The organism is Paraburkholderia piptadeniae (assembly GCF_900007165.1).
In the GTDB taxonomy this organism is placed as follows: Bacteria; Pseudomonadota; Gammaproteobacteria; order Burkholderiales; family Burkholderiaceae; genus Paraburkholderia; species Paraburkholderia piptadeniae.
Genome location: NZ_CYGY02000064.1, coordinates 1 through 17,384 on the forward strand (window position 1 = coordinate 1; position 17,384 = coordinate 17,384).

Consider the following 17,384-nt stretch of genomic DNA (forward strand, 5'->3'; position numbering starts at 1 on the left):
TTTCCGGAGCCACCTCTCTAACGTACCATTTGGCTCACGCCTTGAGTCAGGCCGGCTATAAGGTCTTGCTGTTGGATGCCGATCCCCAGTGCAACCTCACGATATATTCGATCGACGTTGAAACGATCCATTCCATTTGGGCGGCTGAAGATGAGGTCGTAGAACTTGGTATCGAAGAAGTTCGGAAGAAGAAAAACGCGACTGAATTAGAAAGACTGCATCGGACGCCTCGTTCATTGCACTATCTCTTGCAGCCGACCATCGACGGCACGGGAGAATACGAAAAGCTTCCCCCACCCTATAAGGTCAATCCGAATCTGCATCTGATTCCGGGGCGTTTGTCGATACACGAATTCGAAGAGAAAATTTCAACGCGTTGGAGCGATGCATATCGCGGCGACGCGTTGGCGATTAGAACAATTACAAGGATTCGATCACTGGCGGAGGAGTATTCAAAAAAGAATAAATATGATTATATTATCGTTGATACATCGCCTAGTCTTGGTGCTCTTAATAAGGCGATCATTTCGACTGTGGACGGATTCTTCGTTCCTGCCGCGCCCGATATGTTTTCCCTTTATGGAATTCGAAATATTGGAAATTCGTTGAAAAAATGGCGTGAAGAATTCGAAATCATTTATCGCTTGATATCGACTGATAAAAGAAAGCTCTTTCCGTCTCGATTCGTTCAGTTTTTAGGCTACACAATCTATAATGCCCGCAAGTACACTAAGGCAACGGCGCCGTGGAATCTGGCTCAAGCTCATTTAAAATATGCACTGGAAATTCCAAATGTGATTAATGAGCATATTGGTAAAGATCTCCGAAATATTTCAGAAACGGTTTTGGCCCAACCGATCGGTGGAGAGTCCATTATGCACGGGCATAATACCTTTCCGACTCTCGCTCAACATTATCGCGTCCCTATGTGGGAAATTCCAGGTCTGGCGACGTTGGAAAAGGAACATCAGAACACGGTCAATGGACAGAAGCCGGACATCCTTGCCACTAAGGGAAAATATGCCGAGTTTGCAGAATCTCTCGTTCAGCGTGTGCAGATGATCGGATAAAAAATGACGAAAAATTCAAAACCGCGCCAGAATAGTGCTGACGACAACGCTCCGCTAGTCGACCTTTATAAGCAAAAGCGACGTTATTTTGAATTATTTTTGCGCTCTGTCGAGGCTGAATTTTCCTCGGCGCCCGAACTAAATACGGGGACGCCAACCGTAATACACTCTCTTCGCGGGCGATTAAAGGATGAAGATCATCTGTTGGGCAAGATTGCCCGGAAGCATGCGGAGGGGCGTCGGATCACAAAAGGGAATCTCTTTTCGGAAATTACTGACTTTGCTGGATTGAGAGTATTGCATCTTTACCAGGGTCAATTTTCCGAAATCAACAAATTCATCATGAAAAGGGTTAAATCGAAAGTATGGAGGCTTGTTGAAAAACCAATAGCGTATACATGGGACCCAGAGTCTGCGGATTATTTCAAGGGTTTCAAATTGAGGACATCTGTGAAGCCCTCGTATTACACAAGCGTGCATTACGTGTTGGCACCCGCGAATTTGCAGGAAGGCATATCATGTGAGGTTCAAGTGAGAACGCTTTTCGAAGAAGCCTGGGGAGAGATTGACCATTCAATCAACTACCCTGTAAAGACCGAGAAAATGGCGAGCATTGAGCAGCTTCGAGTTTTGTCGAAGCTGGTATCAACTGGTTCCCGTCTGGCGGACGCAATCTTCAGGGTACATGGTCAGGGTTGATCGATGCAGGTGATACCGCTTGGCAGACGTCGCTCCGTGAAGACATGAACATCGCGTGACCAATAGTCTGCCAAATACCCTGTTGTATTGCGTGTGGTTGGACATAAGAAGAATGCGCCGCAATGATGGAACTGCTCAAAGTCTACGAAGGATTGGCGCTCCAAGCGTGGCTAATGCGGCAACCTAACATCCAGCTTAAACGTAACCAACCTCGCCACAAGAATAAACCCCGTAGCAATCAACACGCTGTAGACCGTATCGAAGTTGACGTAATCCAGCAGCAGGTAAAGCCAGCACCCAACGAGCGCACAAGTCGCGTAAGGTCGTGAGTCTCGGAGAATCAGCGGAACCTCATTGCAGATCACATCTCGGATAATCCCGCCGAATACACCAGTAGCAACACCCATCATGGAAGCCACGAACCACGGCATCCGAGCATCGAGCGCTAGCGACGTCCCCGAGATGCTGAAGAGCCCAAGCCCGACCGCATCAGCCACCAGCAACACGCGCTCATTAAAAACCCGCGTATAAGCCTTAAGCACAAACGGCGCAAAGAAGCTCAGAACGAAGATCAGAATCGCATACCACTGATGTTCGACCCAATAGAACGGTCGACGATCCAATAAGATATCTCTAACCGTCCCACCACCAAACGCCGTAGCCATCGCGACAAGAAAAGTCCCAACAGCATCGAGCCGTTTCGTCCGAGCTTCGATAAACCCCGAGATTGCGTAGGCGAGAATAGCCAGCGCTTCCATGATGGCAAGCGCGAGAGTGAGCCGAGGATGCATCGTTGAAAAGCCTTCTCAGACTTTACCGGACGAAGACGGCGAAGAAGCTCCCGAGCCTGAGCCAGTCCCGGAACCCACCGACCCAGGCTGCAACAGAACAAGCACAGCACCCGCGCCGCCGTCATGCGGACGAGCCTGCGAAAACGCGATGACCTCTTCCTTCTGCACGAGCCAAGCGCGAACCTTGCCTTTGAGCACAGGCTCTTTCCCAACCGACCCCAGTCCCTTCCCGTGAATCACACGCAAACACCGTAGGCCTTTCTTGCTCGCCTCACGAATGAACTCAGACAAAGCCTCACGCGCTTCCTCGCGACGCATCCCATGCAGATCAAGCTGCGCCTGCACGATCCAGGCGCCGCGTCGGAGCTTCTTGACGATTTCCTGGCTCACACCGGGCCGACAGTAGGAAAGCGACTCATCGGTGTCGAGCAGCACTTCGGGATCGAACTCGTCGGAAATCGCTTCGTGCAACACGGCTTCTTCGTCGAGTTTCGTCTGCATGGGAAGGGGCGCTGGCGGCGTGCGCGTCACCGACGCGCGAGGTTTCGCGCTGAGCGGCGCGACTGCGCCGATTTCACGCCGAAACAGATCGGCATCCGCGGCCGCCTCGCGCGACGCTTGCACCGCCGCAGCCTTCTCACGCTGAGCGCGTTGAGCGGCACCCTTCAACGCATCGCGCAATCCACCCAGCCCGGCCAACCCCACACCAGCTTCGACCAACGGCTTCTTCGACGAAGATGAAGAAGCCGAAGCGCCAGTGTCAGACGACGCCGAAGCATCAGAAGGACTGGAAGCCGCAGTACGCGGCCGTTTCGGTTCGCTCGGGTGGGGCAGATTCTTAGGCATGGCGATCGAAGCAGAAAACAAAAAGGGCCGCCGGCATCACGCCGCGGCCCTATCAGACATTGAGAATCTCAACAAGCGCGGCAAGCCTGCTGCATGCCGCTATTCTACCGATCCGCGTTCCCCGTTCTACACAAGCCATCGACCGAACGAGACAGCGGAAAACGCATCAAATCGAACGCTCAGCCTCAGCGCTCATCGCGCGCTCGCCGATCGACTCGTGGATGCTTTCCAGATAACGCTGCGCATCCAGAGCGGCCATACAGCCCGTGCCCGCGCTCGTGATCGCCTGACGGTACACGTGATCCTGCACGTCGCCGGCCGCGAACACGCCCGGCACGCTCGTGCCCGTTGCGTTGCCGCTCAGGCCGCCGTTCGTGATGATGTAGCCGTTCTTCATCTCCAGCTGGCCTTCGAAGATATCCGTGTTCGGCTTGTGGCCGATCGCGACGAAGAGACCTTGCAGATCGATATCGGTGGTCGCGCCCGTCTTCACGTTCTTGACGCGCAGGCCGTTGACGCCGCCGTCATCGCCCTTCACTTCGTCGAGCACGTGCTCCCACTTGATCTCGACGACGCCTTCCTTTTCCTTCTCCAGCAGCCGGTCGATCAGGATCGGCTCGGCGCGGAACTTGTCGCGGCGGTGGATCACCGTCACCTTCTTCGCGATGCCCGCGAGATACAGCGCTTCTTCAACGGCCGTATTGCCGCCGCCGACCACGGCGACGTGCTGGTTCTTGTAGAAGAAGCCGTCGCAGGTCGCGCACGCCGACACGCCGCGGCCCATGTACAGCTCTTCCGACGGCAGGCCGAGATATTGCGCCGATGCGCCCGTCGCGATGATCAGCGAATTGCACGTGTACTCGCCCGAATCGCCGATCAGGCGAATCGGCTTCTCATCCAGCTTGGCCGTGTGGATGTGGTCGAACACGATTTCGGTGTTGAAGCGCTCGGCGTGCTCGAGGAAGCGCGTCATCAATTCCGGACCTTGCACGCCCTTGGCGTCGGCGGGCCAGTTTTCGACGTCCGTCGTGGTCATCAGCTGGCCACCTTGCGCGAGGCCCGTGACGAGCACCGGCGACAGGTTGGCGCGCGCCGCATAGACGGCCGCCGTGTAACCGGCAGGGCCGGAACCGAGAATCAGAACCTTCGCGTGTTTGGTCGGGGAAGCGGGCATGATCGAAATCCGTTAAAAGCGTCGGTCAGCGGCGGAACATCGGCTGCAATGACCGGCGGTACTGGCGTCGAGCCGGGAAACCTGCTTGACACGATAGGTGGGTATCAGCCCCGTATTATAAAGGGGAGGGCAAGCGGCTGCTTCATGAAGCTTTGCGATCGAGGCGATAGCCGATGCCAACGGCGTCGGTGCGAAAGTCGGCCGAAAACACGTCGATTTCGCCGGAAAGCGTATGGGAATTACGACATTCCTGGCCGTTCGGCCGACGTTACCGTCATTTACAGCCTTGCGCGCAACAGTGCGTTTACAATAGTCGCCGATGAACGACAGGCGGCTTGCCGGCAGGATGTGAGTGACCCCGTCGGCACCTGAACCGGTCCCGATGGCGAATTGAAGGGCAACTGAACCGGCACCTGAAACCGCTGCAGGCCGCACACGCAACAGGCTCAATGGCAAAAGCTACCTATTCCGCGAACGCGCAGGCATTGCCTCACCGCATGTCGCGCCTTTTCACCGAAATCCGCTGGATTCTCCAGCTGGCGCTCGGCGTTTTCCTCGTGATGGCGCTGATCAGCTACAGCCGCCGCGACCCGAGCTGGACACACGCGGCGCAGGTCGACCACATCTCGAACTGGGCCGGCCGCGTCGGCGCCTGGACCTCCGACATTCTCCTTCTGCTCTTCGGCCTCTCCGCCTGGTGGTGGATCGTGCTGCTCGCGCGCCGCATCTCGGCGAACTACAAGCGCATCACGCGTCACGAAGAACCCGACGAAAACGCGCCTCTTGACAACAGCTGGCTCGCGGACGTGTTCGCGTTTGCGCTCATGTTGCTCGCTTGCGACGGCATCGAGGCACTGCGCATGTGGTCGCTCAAAGTGCAGTTGCCGCGCGCGCCGGGTGGCGTGATCGGCGAGGCGGTCGCGAAGGGCGTGTCGCATGCGCTCGGATTCACGGGCGGCACTTTGGCGCTGCTGATTGCGCTCGCCATCGGCCTGTCGCTGTACTTCCGTTTTTCGTGGCTGTCGGTGTGCGAGAAGGTCGGCGATTCGATCATCTCCGGCGTGACGCTCGCGAAGCTGCGCCGCGAGGCCGGCCGCGACCGCAAGCTCGGCGAAGCGGCTGCCGTGAAGCGCGAAGGCAAGGTCGAACAGAGCCGCGTGAAGGCCGAGGAGCACGAGCCCGTCGTGATCGTGCCGCCTGTGACGAAGCCGGAGAAGTCGGAGCGCGTCGAAAGAGAACGTCAGGTGCCGCTCTTCGAGAGCCTGCCCGGCGATTCGACGTTGCCTGCCATCTCGCTGCTCGATCCCGCGCCCGCAACGCAGGAAACCATTTCCGCCGATACGCTCGAATTCACGTCGCGTCTCATTGAGAAGAAGCTGAAGGACTTCGGCGTCGATGTAAGTGTGGTCGCCGCTTATCCTGGTCCCGTAGTCACGCGTTACGAAATCGAGCCGGCTGTTGGCGTGAAGGGCAGCCAGATCGTGAATCTCGCGAAGGACCTGGCGCGCTCGCTGTCGCTCACGTCGATCCGCGTCGTCGAGACGATTCCGGGCAAGAACTACATGGCGCTCGAACTGCCGAACCAGCGTCGTCAGACGGTGCGGCTGTCGGAGATTCTCGGCTCGACCGTTTATGCCGACGCCGGCTCGCCGCTGACGATGGGTCTCGGCAAGGACATCGGCGGCAAGCCGGTGTGCGCGGACCTCGCGAAGATGCCGCACCTGCTGGTCGCGGGTACGACGGGGTCGGGCAAGTCAGTCGGTATCAATGCGATGATTCTCTCGCTGCTCTACAAAGCGAGCGCGGAACAGGTGCGAATGATCCTGATCGATCCGAAGATGCTCGAAATGAGTGTCTACGAAGGCATTCCGCATCTGCTGTGCCCCGTCGTCACGGATATGCGCCAGGCCGGCAACGCGCTGAACTGGACCGTCGCCGAAATGGAGCGCCGCTACAAGCTGATGAGCAAGCTCGGCGTGCGCAATCTCGCCGGCTTCAACAACAAGATCGACGAAGCGGCGAAGCGCGAAGACAAGATTCCGAATCCGTTCAGCCTGACCCCGGACGATCCTGAACCGCTGTCGCGTCTGCCGAATATCGTCGTCGTGATCGACGAACTGGCTGACCTGATGATGGTGGTCGGCAAGAAGGTCGAAGAATTGATCGCGCGTATCGCACAGAAGGCACGCGCGGCGGGCATTCACCTGATTCTCGCGACGCAGCGTCCGTCCGTCGACGTCATCACCGGCCTCATCAAGGCCAACGTGCCGACGCGGATGGCGTTCCAGGTGTCGTCGAAGATCGACTCGCGCACCATTCTCGACCAGCAGGGCGCGGAATCGCTGCTCGGCATGGGCGACATGCTGTATTTGCCGCCGGGCACCGGTCTGCCCATACGCGTGCACGGCGCGTTTGTGTCCGATGACGAAGTGCATCGCGTCGTCGACAAGCTCAAGGAGCAGGGCGAGCCGAACTACATCGAAGGGCTGCTGGAAGGCGGCGTATCGGGCGAAGGCGACGAGGGTTCCGCGGATGCCGCGGGAACCGGAGCGGGTGGCGGCGAGTCCGACCCTCTGTACGATCAGGCGGTCGAAATCGTCATCAAGAACCGCCGCGCGTCGATCTCGCTTGTGCAGCGGCATCTGCGCATCGGCTACAACCGCGCCGCGCGTCTGCTCGAACAGATGGAGCAGTCGGGGCTGGTGTCGGCGATGTCGTCGAACGGCAACCGCGAAATTCTGGTACCCGCGCGCGAAACGGACTGACACTCGGCGCTTCATTCATGCGACTGATGACGGACAGCGGCACGCGTTGAAGCGTGGCCGCTGTTTTGGTTTCACATTCCGTGCGCATCGGAACCGATACAAGCGACCAGCTTGTACGACACAAGGGAGAAAACAACATGCTGCAAATCGTTGGGTCTAAGACCCGTCTTGGCAGTCTGACGCGCACGCTGGCTTTCGGCGCATCGGTGCTCGTCGCGTCGCATGCATTCGCAAGCGGCACTGAGCAACTGAAGCAGTTCGTCTCGCAAGTGCGTTCGGCACGCGGCGAATTCGTGCAATCCGAAGTGCGTGCGCCCAGCAACGCGCAGCAACAGGCAAGCGGCGTGCTATCGACGCAAGGCGCGACGCAGAACAAGGTGTCGAGCGGCACGTTCACGTTCGCGCGGCCGGGCAAGTTCATCTGGGCGTATGAGAAGCCATACGCGCAACTGCTGCAGGCCGACGGCGACAAGCTCTATGTCTATGACAAGGACCTGAACCAGGTGACGGTGCGCAAGCTGGGCGGCGCGCTTGGCGCGAGCCCGGCGGCGATCCTGTTCGGCAGCAACGATCTCGAGAAGAACTTCACGCTGAAGGACGCCGGCGTGAAGGCGGGTATCGACTGGCTCGAGTTGATTCCGAAGTCGAAGGATACGCAGTTTCAGCGTGTCGGCATCGGCTTTCGTGACGGCAATCTCGAGGCGATGGAGCTGCACGACGTCTTCGGCAACGTGACGCTGCTGAAATTTTCGAACATCCAGAAGAACCCGCCGTTGCCCGCCGACGCATTCAAGTTCACGGTGCCGAAGGGCGCCGACGTGATCAACGGCTGAACGTCGCGTTCACCCTTGAAGGCCGGGCGCCGGATGCGCGGCCTTCATATCGTCGATAAACGCATCGACGATGTCCGTCCGATGCTGCCGCGTCCGCGCAACCATGTGAAACGCGACGCGGTAGCTCATCTGCTGCGGGTTTAGCGCGGCGAGCAAACCCTCCTTCACATACGGCGCGGCAAAGTGCCCCGGCAGATAGCCGAGGTGATGACCTGACAGCACGAGCATCGCGACGGCTTCCATGTTGTCGGCGACGGCAGTGACGTTGCCCGGCGTCGTCGATGCTTCGGCCTCTGGCAGCGGATAGCTGCGCCACGCCCATTCGTGCTGCGCGGCTTGCGCCGGCGTCACGTTGCCCGCTTGAGCGAACAGCGGATGCCCCTTCGCGCAATACGCAAGCTGTTCCTCGGAAAAGATCTCCGTGTACTCAAGCGACGGCACGCGATGCCAGAAATATCCGATGCCGATCTGAATCCGACCGCTCAACAGCAACTCTTCGAGTTCGCCGGGCGAGCGCACGAGAATCGAAAATCGCACGGATTCGTCGCGTGCACGGAAGCGCGCAATCGCATCGCTGATCCGCGCGCTTTCCGACACTGGCGTATGACCGATCATCCCGATTCCTAGCGTGCCCACCAGCTTCCGGCCGACGTTGCGCGCTTGCACGCCGAACGCATCGACGGCGAAAAGCAGCGTGCGCGCCGCGTCGACGAACTGCTCGCCTCGCGCGGTCAGGCTAAATCCGCTGCGGCCGCGTTCGCACAGGCGGTAGCCGAGTCGCGTTTCCAGTGTCGATAGCTGGGTACTGATCGTCGACTGGCCTATGTTCAATGTAGCCTGAGCAGGCGAAACGCCGCCCGCGTCCACGATGGCGAGGAACACGCGGATCAGGCGCAGATCGAGATCGGTCAGTTGGGAGAACATGCGGCAGGATACATCGATGCCGATCAATGTGAAGTTTATTTCGTCGGCATTTTATGTCCGCCGGAAGCGCACAAAAATGAGAAATGCTCCGGCGTCGCGCGCTTTGCGACGTCTGGATTCCTCGCTTTATTGAGACGCTGTGCTTGCCATTGGCGAACTACGATGAATACTTCCTCGAATTTCGTTTCCCCGGACCTCACCGAGCGGCCGCAGCCGCTGTCGGGCAACGCGATGCCGCGCGCGGGCGGTATCGCCACGATGATGCGGCTGCCGAACGTCGGGTCGCCGCAAGGGCTCGATACCTGTTTTGTCGGCGTGCCGTTCGATCTGGGCACGTCGAACCGCACGGGTGCGCGCTTCGGCCCGCGCCAGATCCGCGCGGAATCCGTACTGCTGCGCCCGTACAACATGGCGACACGCGCCGCGCCGTTCGATTCGCTGCGCGTCGCGGACATCGGCGACGTTGCGATCAATCCGTACAACCTCCTGGATTCGATCGGCCGCATTGAACGCGCTTACGACGAAATCCTGCAACACGGGACGAAGCCGATCACGCTAGGCGGCGATCACACGATCGCGCTGCCGATCCTGCGCTCGATTCATCGCAAATATGGCAAGGTCGGTCTGATTCACGTCGACGCGCACGCGGACGTCAACGACACGATGATGGGCGAGAAGATCGCGCACGGCACGCCGTTTCGCCGCGCGGTCGAAGAGGGCCTGCTGGATTGCGAGCGCGTTGTGCAGATCGGGCTGCGCGGAACGGGCTACGCGGCCGAAGACTTCGACTGGTGCCGCGACCAGGGCTTCGAGGTCGTGCAGGCGGAGGCGTGCTGGAACCAGTCGCTGTCGCCGCTGATGTCGCGCGTGCGCGAGAAGATGGGCGACGGCCCGGTGTACATCACGTTCGATATCGACGGCATCGATCCCGCTTTCGCGCCGGGCACGGGTACGCCCGAGATCGCCGGGCTGACCGTGCCGCAGGCGCTCGAGATCATTCGCGGCGCGCATGGTCTGAATATCGTCGGCTGCGATCTGGTGGAAGTCGCGCCGCCGTACGATCCGTTCGGTACGACGGCGCTGCTCGGCGCCAATCTCGCGTTCGAAATGCTGTGCGTGCTGCCGGGTGTCGAGTATCGGCCAGCGACGCGATAGCCGTAGTACATGCCGGCGGCGGCTGAAACGCGCCGTCGGCAACGAGACGGTTCCGAAGATCGTCGATAGAACGCCCATGACGTCCGTTATGGGCGTTGTCGTTTCTGCTGCCATCGCGCGGCGACGCGAAGACAGCATTTTCAGAAATGTGAGCTAGAGACGCGTCCCCCGCGTCGCTACGCTACACCGGTTTTGGCGCGCATCCGACCGTAATTCTTGGATAAATCATAAAGAGAGCGCGCCGGCCCGCTTCGAATGCTCTCGCACTCCTTCCGAAACCATCTCCCAGGATCAAGTCATGTACGGCGATTTGCAGAATCTCGACCCCGCCATCGACCGTTATTCAGCCGCCGTGTCTTTGTATGGCAAAGACCGTTTCGACGAAGCGCTGGCGCTGATCGAGCCGCTGCTGCATGCACAGCCGGTCGATGCGCAGGTTCTCAATCTGGCCGCCGCGTGCCATCTGTCGATCGGACATCTGCACGATGCGGAGACGTACTGGCGACGCGCGATCGACACGAGGCCCGATTACTGCGACGCGCACAACAATCTGGGCGTCGTGCTCAAGGAACTGGGCCGCCCGATGGAAGCCGAGGCGTGCTATCGGCAGGCACTGTCCATCGCGCCGGACCATGCGGGCGCATACGTGAATCTCGGGCGGCTCTTTGCGCAACTCGGCCATCCGGATGAAGCGGAATCCTCCTATCTGCGCGCTATCGAGCTTCAGCCCCACGACGGCGATACCTACGTCAACCTGGGCGTGCTGTATCAGGACCAGATGCGCCCGCCCGAAGCCGAGGCGGCGTACAGGAACGCACTTGCCGCCCATCCGCACGAGGTCAAGGCGCGTTTCAATCTGGGCGTGGTGCTCAAGACGCAACGGCGTTTCGCCAAAGCGGAAGCCTCGTACCGACAGGCGCTCGCACTGCGTCCGGACTACTTCGAGGTGAAGATCAACCTCGCACATCTGCTGCTCACCGTCGGACGTCTGGAAGAGGGATGGGCCCTGTTCGAAGCTCGCTATGATCCCGCGTGGCCGCAGCGCAAGGTCGCGCCGCCGCCCGTCGATTTCCCGATGTGGCGCGGCGAGCCGCTCGCGGGCAAGTCGCTGCTGGTGTGGCCAGAGCAGGGGCACGGCGACAGCCTCCAGTTCTGCCGCTATCTGCCGATGCTCAAGGCGCGAGGTCTCGCGAAGCTGAGCGTCGCGTGTTCGCCTGTGTTGCAGAGTCTGTTCGAAACCATCGAAGGCGTGGACGAATGCATTCCGCTCGACGGCGAGCATGAAATTCCGCCGCACGACTTTGCGTGCTTGACGATGAGCCTGCCGCACCGCTTGCACACCACGCTCGCGAGCATTCCCGGCGCGACGCCTTATCTGCGGGTGCCGCCGCCGCGCGCGGCCAGATGGAAAGGCAGGCTGCCCGCTGGCAAGTTCAGGGTGGGGCTCGTCTGGGCTGGCGATCCGCGCTCCGATCAACCGGCGATTAACGCGGTCGATCGCCGCCGCTCGCTCGACGCGCGCGCCTATCTGCCATTGTTGTGCGTGCCCGGCGTCACGTTCGTCAGTCTGCAAAAGGGCGCGTCGACGCAACCGCAAATCGATACGTTGCCAGCTGAACTCCGTCCATTCGATCCGATGCACGACGTGCACGAATTCGCCGACACGGCCGCGATCGTCGAGCAACTCGATCTTGTGATTACCGTCGATACGTCGATCGCGCATCTGGCGGGCGCGCTCGACAGGCCCGTGTGGATTCTGTCGCGCTACGACGGCTGCTGGCGCTGGCTGCATGATCGCGACGATACGCCGTGGTATCCGCGCACGCGTCTCTTTCATCAGCGGCAGCCCGGCGAGTGGGGCGAGGTGATCGAGCGCGTGAAGCTCGCGCTCGAAGCGTGGTCGGCGCGTCAACGCGCGCCGGCTTGTTGATCAAATGAATATGGCCTACGCGTAAGCCTGCTTGCGCGCCGACACGAACGCCAGATAGCACAGCCCGCCGATCGCCAGCGCAGGCAGCGTCGCGCCGAGGTTCGGCAGCCACTGATTGATCGCCTGATACGCGGCAATGCCGATCGCCCACGCGACGAACGCGCTCACGTGCCAGCCGCCCGAGAAGCCATAGCGGCCTTGCGTATCGGCGAGCGAGTCTGCGTCGATGCGGCGCCGGCGCACGATGAAGTGATCGGCCAGCACCACGCCGAACAGCGGCGCGAACACCGAACCGATCAGCAACAGGAAGTTCTGATACTTCGCCATCGGCACGGCGAGCGCGATCAGCGTGCACAGCGCACCGAACCCGGCGGACAACAGCGGCACGCTCGCGCGCGTCCAGAAAGTGCCCGTCGATACGGCCGCCGAGTGCACGTCGGCAAACGCGTTGTCGATTTCGTCGATCAGCACCAGCAGCAGCGCGAGGCCGCCGCCTGCTTGCGCGAGCGCCGTCGTCAGCAGCGCATCGCCGCCGCCCGCGGCGAGCCCGTACACCGCGCCGAGCGCGTAGAACCACACGTTCGCAATGCCGAAGCCGAAGATCGTGCCGCGGAACGTCTCGCCCGCCTTTCGGCCGAAACGCGTGTAGTCGGCGATCAGCGGCAGCCACGACAGCGGCATCGCGACGACGAGATCGACGGCGCCGCCAAACGACATTTCGCCATTGCCCGGACGATGCATCAGCGTGCCCACTTCGTGCTGCGCCAGCACGGCCCAGGTCAGCCACGCGGCGCCCGCGAGCAGCAGCCAGATGCCCCACGTGCGCAGAAAGCGCCGCACGAACGACAGCGGGCCGCTGATCGCGAGCAACGTCGCGAGCACGCCGAAGATCAGCGTCCAGATCAGCGGCGCCGAAAAGCCGAAGGCCTGCTTCGACAGCGCGTCGGCGGAATCGCGCATCACGATCACTTCGAACGCGCCCCAGCCGACCAGCTGGATCATATTCAGCACGGCGGGAATCGACGCGCCGCGCACGCCGAGCGTCGGACGCAGCGATGACATCGCCGCGAGCCCCGTATCCGTGCCGATCACGCCCGCGAGCGCGAGCAGCACGACGCCGATCACGCTGCCGATTGCGATCGCCAGCAGCGCGTGCGGCAGCGACAGCCCGGGCACGAGCAGCGCGCCGGCCTGCGCGACCAGCAGGCCGATGCCGAGCGAAAACCACAGCGCGAATGCGTCGCCCGTCCTGAACGCGCGGCGCGAATCCGGCACCGGCTTGAGCGGCGCGTAAGTCGAACCGGCCTCGCCGGTCATTGAATCTTGAGCCATCGAATCTCTTTCCTGTCTGTTGTTGTCGGGGCGTCGTCGTTGCGGCCGTGTTCCGTCACGGTACGCGCATTGCGGCCCGCCTATCAGAAAACGCCTATGACGTTTGCCGCCGGCCTTGCCGCGCTGCGGCTGTCATAATGCACAACTCTGCATGCGCCGCCGTTCGCCCGTGGGCCGGCTTGACGCGGTTGCATGCCGTTCAGGGGCAGATCGTCGCGTGTCCCATCAGTGCATGTGGTGCATCGCGACCGTTTATACCCGAAAAGCCGAGATTATCCCCAAAACGCCATGTTTGAAGAAACCCGCGCCAACGTTCCCCTCGCCGAGCGCCTACGGCCGCGCAGCATCGACGAAGTCATCGGGCAAAAGCATCTGCTGGGCCCGAACAAGCCGCTGCGCGTCGCGTTCGAGTCCGGCGAGGCGCACTCGATGATCCTCTGGGGCCCGCCGGGCGTCGGCAAGACGACGCTCGCGCGCCTGATGGCCGACGCGTTCGATGCGGAGTTCATCGCGCTGTCGGCGGTGCTCTCGGGCGTGAAAGACATCCGCGAAGCCGTCGAGACGGCACAAATTCATCGCGCGAACGGCCACCAGACGCTCGTGTTCGTCGACGAAGTGCATCGCTTCAACAAGAGCCAGCAAGACGCGTTCTTGCCGCATGTGGAGTCGGGGCTGTTCGTGTTCGTCGGCGCGACCACGGAGAACCCGTCGTTCGAGGTGAACAGCGCGTTGCTGTCGCGGGCGGCCGTCTACGTGCTCAAGAGCCTTGATACTGACGAGCAGCGCGAACTGCTGGACCGCGCGCAACAGGAACTGGGCGGCTTCACGTTTACCGACGAGGCGCGCGACGCGCTGATCGGTTCGGCAGATGGTGACGGCCGCAAGCTGCTGAACAACATGGAAATCGTCGCGCGCGCGGCGGCCCGGCAGAACAAGACGGAGATCGACGGCGAACTGCTCGCGAGCGCGCTCGCCGAAAACCTGCGGCGCTTCGACAAGGGCGGCGACGCGTTCTACGACCAGATCAGCGCGCTTCACAAGTCGGTCCGCGGCAGCAATCCCGACGGCGCGCTGTACTGGTTCTGCCGCATGCTCGACGGCGGCGCGGACCCGCGCTATCTGTCGCGGCGCATCGTGCGCATGGCGTGGGAGGACATCGGCCTCGCCGATCCGCGCGCCGCGCGCATCGCGCTCGACGCCGCCGAAACCTACGAGCGCCTCGGCACGCCCGAAGGCGAACTCGCGCTCGCGCAGGCCGTGATCTATCTGGCCGTCGCGCCGAAGTCGAACGCGGGCTACAACGCGTACAACGCGGCGCGCGGTTTCGTCGGCAAGGACCAGTCGCGCGCGGTGCCGATCCACCTGCGCAACGCGCCGACGAAGCTGATGAAGGAACTCGGCTACGGCCACGAGTACCGCTACGCGCACGACGAACCGGACGCGTACGCGGCAGGCGAAACCTATCTGCCCGATGGCATGCGCGAGCCGCATTGGTATCAGCCGACGCCGCGCGGGCTCGAAGGCAAGATCGGCGAGAAGCTCACGCGCCTTGCCGAACTCGATGCGCAATGGCGCAGCGAGAACAGGAAGAAGAGTTGATCAAGCGCGCTTTGCGCCAGAGCCGACAACGCCGCCGGCGACCCACGCCGGTGCGCTAAAATCGCCCATTCACACAACGAACTGTTGCCCCATCCCATGCTTGACATCCAGCTGCTGCGCAAAGATATCGACGGCGTCGCGAAACGCCTCGCCGATCGCGGCTTTAACCTCGACGTCGCGGCTTTCTCCTCGCTCGAAGCCGAACGCCGCGCGATCCAGACCCGTACCGAAGAGCTCCAGGCGAAGCGCAACAGTCTGTCGAAGCAGATCGGCGCGATGAAAGGGCGCGGCGAAGACACTTCAGCGGTGATGACCGAAGTGGGCGGTATCGGCGACGAGATGAAGGCGTCGGCGGTCCAGCTGGAAGTGACCCAGAAGCGCTTGTCCGATCTGCTGCTCGGCGTGCCGAATCTGCCGCATGAGAGCGTTCCCGTCGGCAACGACGAAACGCAAAATGTCGAAGTGCGCCGCTGGGGCACGCCGCGGCAGTTCGACTTCGAGGTGAAGGATCACGTCGACGTCGGCACGCCGCTCGGTCTGGACTTCGAAATGGGCGCGAAGCTCTCCGGCGCGCGTTTCACGATGCTGCGCGGACAGATTGCGCGCCTGCATCGCGCGCTCGCGCAGTTCATGATCGACACGCATACGCAGCAGCACGGCTACACGGAAATCTATACGCCGTACATCGTCAATCCCGAAATCCTGCTCGGTACGGGCCAGTTGCCGAAATTCGCCGACGACATGTTTCGCGTCGAAAAGGGCGGCGGCGAAAACACGGTCACACAGTATCTGATCTCGACGTCCGAAATCTCGCTGACGAATACGGTGCGCGAGAGCATCGTCGACGCGAGCGAGCTGCCGATCAAGCTGACGGCGCATTCGCCGTGCTTCCGCTCGGAAGCGGGTTCGTATGGCCGCGACACGCGCGGCATGATTCGCCAGCATCAGTTCGACAAGGTCGAGATGGTGCAGATCGTTTCTCCGGAAACGTCGTATGACGCGCTGGAGCAGATGGTTATGCACGCGGAGACGATTCTGCAGAAGCTCGAACTGCCGTATCGCGTGATCACGCTGTGCACGGGCGACATGGGCTTCTCGGCTTCGAAGACGTACGACCTCGAAGTGTGGCTGCCCGCGCAGAACACGTATCGCGAAATTTCGAGCTGCTCGAATACCGAGTCGTTCCAGGCGCGACGGATGCACGCGCGCTATCGCAACCCGCAGGGCAAGCCGGAACTCGTGCATACGCTTAACGGATCGGGGCTGGCCGTGGGCCGCACGCTCGTCGCCGTGCTGGAGAACTTCCAGAACGCCGATGGCTCGGTGACTGTGCCGGTGGCACTGCGTCCGTATCTGGGCGGCATCGAGCGCCTGGAAGCGACGGCGGCGCGCTGAGCGAACCGGGCTTGCCCAGTCGTCCAGGTCCTTTTTCAACTTTCTGCGAAAAAGGACTTGGAATTCAAAAACAGGTGTTCTATAATCTTCGTCTCACACAAGCAGCGACCCGCTTAGTGTGAAGTTGATGTAAAGCAGACAAGACCACCTTGGTGGGAAGTCAAAGAATCAGGAAAGGTGGCAGAGAGGTCGAATGCGCCGGACTCGAAATCCGGTATACGGTTATACCGTATCGTGGGTTCGAATCCCACCCTTTCCGCCAAGATGCAAAGCGATACAGGCCCTTCGGGGCCTGTTTTCGTTTGTGCGTCGATTTATGCATCGATCCGCGTGCATATGACGGTCACGCAATCATCAGGGCACCATCGGCCTTCGCAATTCGCAAATACAAGCGCGTAGCTGGCCCGTCCTTAAATTTTCCTTTTCAATATTCCGGTGAAGCGGTTCCGACATATGTTCGTCCGCACATCGCGCGAAGCCTTCTAATGCGGATGGTTCGCGCGATACGCCGCCGCATCCGCACAAAAAACGGGTATGGTCATTGCGTCGCAATTGGAGTCCACGATGACGAACCCAAGGCGTGCCTCCGCCGGGGCCATCCGATTTCGCATAACGTAGAGCGAGTGCATTCACCATCCTCTATCCGCTCAGCGGTCCGAAATACGAAATAAAACGATTAGCCGTTTCGGATCGCGCATCAAACCCCCGCTTTAAATCGTTTCCGGTTTCAAAAATATTCGAATTCAGTGCTTCGATAAATGGCTTCGTCAGACGCCAAATAAAGCAAGGCTTATTTCTCGTTGATTCGCTGATCTGCGCTTTACTAAGGTGCGCTTTCTGCATAGGATGAAGTTGCACTTTTTTCCGCCCA

13 protein-coding genes and 1 tRNA gene are annotated in these 17,384 nt (G+C 60.7%); 9 read left to right on the top strand and 5 right to left on the bottom strand.

All coding sequences use genetic code 11. The features are described from left to right. On the top strand, nt 1–1,070 hold a 1,070-nt coding region (locus tag BN2476_RS30675), incomplete at its 5' end, for a ParA family protein (protein WP_143811086.1). Between the two features lie 3 nt (nt 1,071–1,073). After that, complete coding sequence (locus BN2476_RS30680) at nt 1,074–1,769, top strand: RelA/SpoT domain-containing protein (RefSeq protein WP_087737961.1); 696 nt, start codon at nt 1,074–1,076, stop codon at nt 1,767–1,769. A 170-nt stretch (nt 1,770–1,939) separates the two neighbouring features. Here the strand turns inward: BN2476_RS30680 and BN2476_RS30685 are convergent, their stop codons facing one another. The 3 genes from BN2476_RS30685 to trxB all read right to left on the bottom strand — a co-directional run bounded on the left by BN2476_RS30685 (nt 1,940) and on the right by trxB (nt 4,580). Further along, nucleotides 1,940–2,560 (bottom strand): trimeric intracellular cation channel family protein, encoded by a 621-nt coding sequence (locus tag BN2476_RS30685; RefSeq protein ID WP_087737962.1) that lies wholly within the window; start codon nt 2,558–2,560, stop codon nt 1,940–1,942. A gap of 15 nt (nt 2,561–2,575) precedes the next feature. After that, nucleotides 2,576–3,406 (bottom strand): Smr/MutS family protein, encoded by an 831-nt coding sequence (locus BN2476_RS30690; RefSeq protein ID WP_087737963.1) that lies wholly within the window; start codon nt 3,404–3,406, stop codon nt 2,576–2,578. Between the two features lie 166 nt (nt 3,407–3,572). Then, a complete protein-coding gene (gene trxB, locus BN2476_RS30695) occupies nt 3,573–4,580 on the bottom strand; it encodes a thioredoxin-disulfide reductase (RefSeq protein WP_087737964.1) in 1,008 nt (335 codons plus the stop codon). A 449-nt stretch (nt 4,581–5,029) separates the two neighbouring features. On the opposite strand from trxB, the gene BN2476_RS30700 reads away from it, so the two are divergent. Both BN2476_RS30700 and lolA read left to right on the top strand, forming a co-directional pair. Further along, nucleotides 5,030–7,345, top strand: coding sequence for a DNA translocase FtsK (locus BN2476_RS30700; RefSeq protein ID WP_087737965.1), 2,316 nt, complete (start codon nt 5,030–5,032; stop codon nt 7,343–7,345). 137 nt (nt 7,346–7,482) lie between these two features. Further along, nucleotides 7,483–8,178 carry an outer membrane lipoprotein chaperone LolA gene (gene lolA / locus BN2476_RS30705; RefSeq protein ID WP_087738076.1) on the top strand — a complete coding sequence of 232 codons (696 nt, stop codon included), beginning with the start codon at nt 7,483–7,485 and terminating at the stop codon, nt 8,176–8,178. Nucleotides 8,179–8,187: 9 nt separating this feature from the next. Here lolA and BN2476_RS30710 read toward each other — a convergent pair whose 3' ends face one another. Continuing rightward, entirely contained in the window at nt 8,188–9,102 is a 915-nt protein-coding gene (locus tag BN2476_RS30710; RefSeq protein WP_087738077.1) for a LysR family transcriptional regulator, read from the bottom strand. Nucleotides 9,103–9,264: 162 nt separating this feature from the next. Here BN2476_RS30710 and speB point away from each other — a divergent pair, with 162 nt between their 5' ends. Both speB and BN2476_RS30720 read left to right on the top strand, forming a co-directional pair. Beyond that, a complete protein-coding gene (gene speB, locus BN2476_RS30715; RefSeq protein ID WP_087737966.1) occupies nt 9,265–10,257 on the top strand; it encodes an agmatinase in 993 nt (330 codons plus the stop codon). Nucleotides 10,258–10,555: 298 nt separating this feature from the next. Then, nucleotides 10,556–12,187: a tetratricopeptide repeat-containing glycosyltransferase family protein gene (locus tag BN2476_RS30720; RefSeq protein ID WP_087737967.1), complete on the top strand. Its 1,632-nt coding sequence runs from the start codon at nt 10,556–10,558 to the stop codon at nt 12,185–12,187. A 15-nt stretch (nt 12,188–12,202) separates the two neighbouring features. On the opposite strand, the gene cytX is transcribed toward BN2476_RS30720, so the two are convergent. Beyond that, a complete protein-coding gene (cytX, locus tag BN2476_RS30725) occupies nt 12,203–13,519 on the bottom strand; it encodes a putative hydroxymethylpyrimidine transporter CytX (protein WP_087737968.1) in 1,317 nt (438 codons plus the stop codon). A 288-nt stretch (nt 13,520–13,807) separates the two neighbouring features. Between cytX and BN2476_RS30730 the strand changes: the two genes are divergently transcribed. The 3 genes from BN2476_RS30730 to BN2476_RS30740 all read left to right on the top strand — a co-directional run bounded on the left by BN2476_RS30730 (nt 13,808) and on the right by BN2476_RS30740 (nt 16,775). Further along, nucleotides 13,808–15,118 (top strand): replication-associated recombination protein A, encoded by a 1,311-nt coding sequence (locus BN2476_RS30730; RefSeq protein ID WP_087737969.1) that lies wholly within the window; start codon nt 13,808–13,810, stop codon nt 15,116–15,118. 96 nt (nt 15,119–15,214) lie between these two features. After that, nucleotides 15,215–16,513 carry a serine--tRNA ligase gene (gene serS / locus BN2476_RS30735; RefSeq protein ID WP_087737970.1) on the top strand — a complete coding sequence of 433 codons (1,299 nt, stop codon included), beginning with the start codon at nt 15,215–15,217 and terminating at the stop codon, nt 16,511–16,513. A 171-nt stretch (nt 16,514–16,684) separates the two neighbouring features. Further along, nucleotides 16,685–16,775 (top strand) — tRNA-Ser (locus BN2476_RS30740). The last annotated feature ends 609 nt before the right edge of the window (nt 16,776–17,384 follow it).

What these genes read in the sequence shown, in the direction of transcription:
- BN2476_RS30680 (WP_087737961.1), top strand. Translation starts at nt 1,074, where the DNA reads ATGACGAAAAATTCAAAACCGCGCCAGAATAGTGCTGACGACAACGCT.
- BN2476_RS30700 (WP_087737965.1), top strand. Translation starts at nt 5,030, where the DNA reads ATGGCAAAAGCTACCTATTCCGCGAACGCGCAGGCATTGCCTCACCGC.
- serS (WP_087737970.1), top strand. Translation starts at nt 15,215, where the DNA reads ATGCTTGACATCCAGCTGCTGCGCAAAGATATCGACGGCGTCGCGAAA.
- BN2476_RS30720 (WP_087737967.1), top strand. Translation starts at nt 10,556, where the DNA reads ATGTACGGCGATTTGCAGAATCTCGACCCCGCCATCGACCGTTATTCA.
- BN2476_RS30710 (WP_087738077.1), bottom strand. Translation starts at nt 9,102, where the DNA reads ATGTTCTCCCAACTGACCGATCTCGATCTGCGCCTGATCCGCGTGTTC.
- BN2476_RS30690 (WP_087737963.1), bottom strand. Translation starts at nt 3,406, where the DNA reads ATGCCTAAGAATCTGCCCCACCCGAGCGAACCGAAACGGCCGCGTACT.
- BN2476_RS30685 (WP_087737962.1), bottom strand. Translation starts at nt 2,560, where the DNA reads ATGCATCCTCGGCTCACTCTCGCGCTTGCCATCATGGAAGCGCTGGCT.
- BN2476_RS30730 (WP_087737969.1), top strand. Translation starts at nt 13,808, where the DNA reads ATGTTTGAAGAAACCCGCGCCAACGTTCCCCTCGCCGAGCGCCTACGG.
- lolA (WP_087738076.1), top strand. Translation starts at nt 7,483, where the DNA reads ATGCTGCAAATCGTTGGGTCTAAGACCCGTCTTGGCAGTCTGACGCGC.
- trxB (WP_087737964.1), bottom strand. Translation starts at nt 4,580, where the DNA reads ATGCCCGCTTCCCCGACCAAACACGCGAAGGTTCTGATTCTCGGTTCC.
- cytX (WP_087737968.1), bottom strand. Translation starts at nt 13,519, where the DNA reads ATGGCTCAAGATTCAATGACCGGCGAGGCCGGTTCGACTTACGCGCCG.
- speB (WP_087737966.1), top strand. Translation starts at nt 9,265, where the DNA reads ATGAATACTTCCTCGAATTTCGTTTCCCCGGACCTCACCGAGCGGCCG.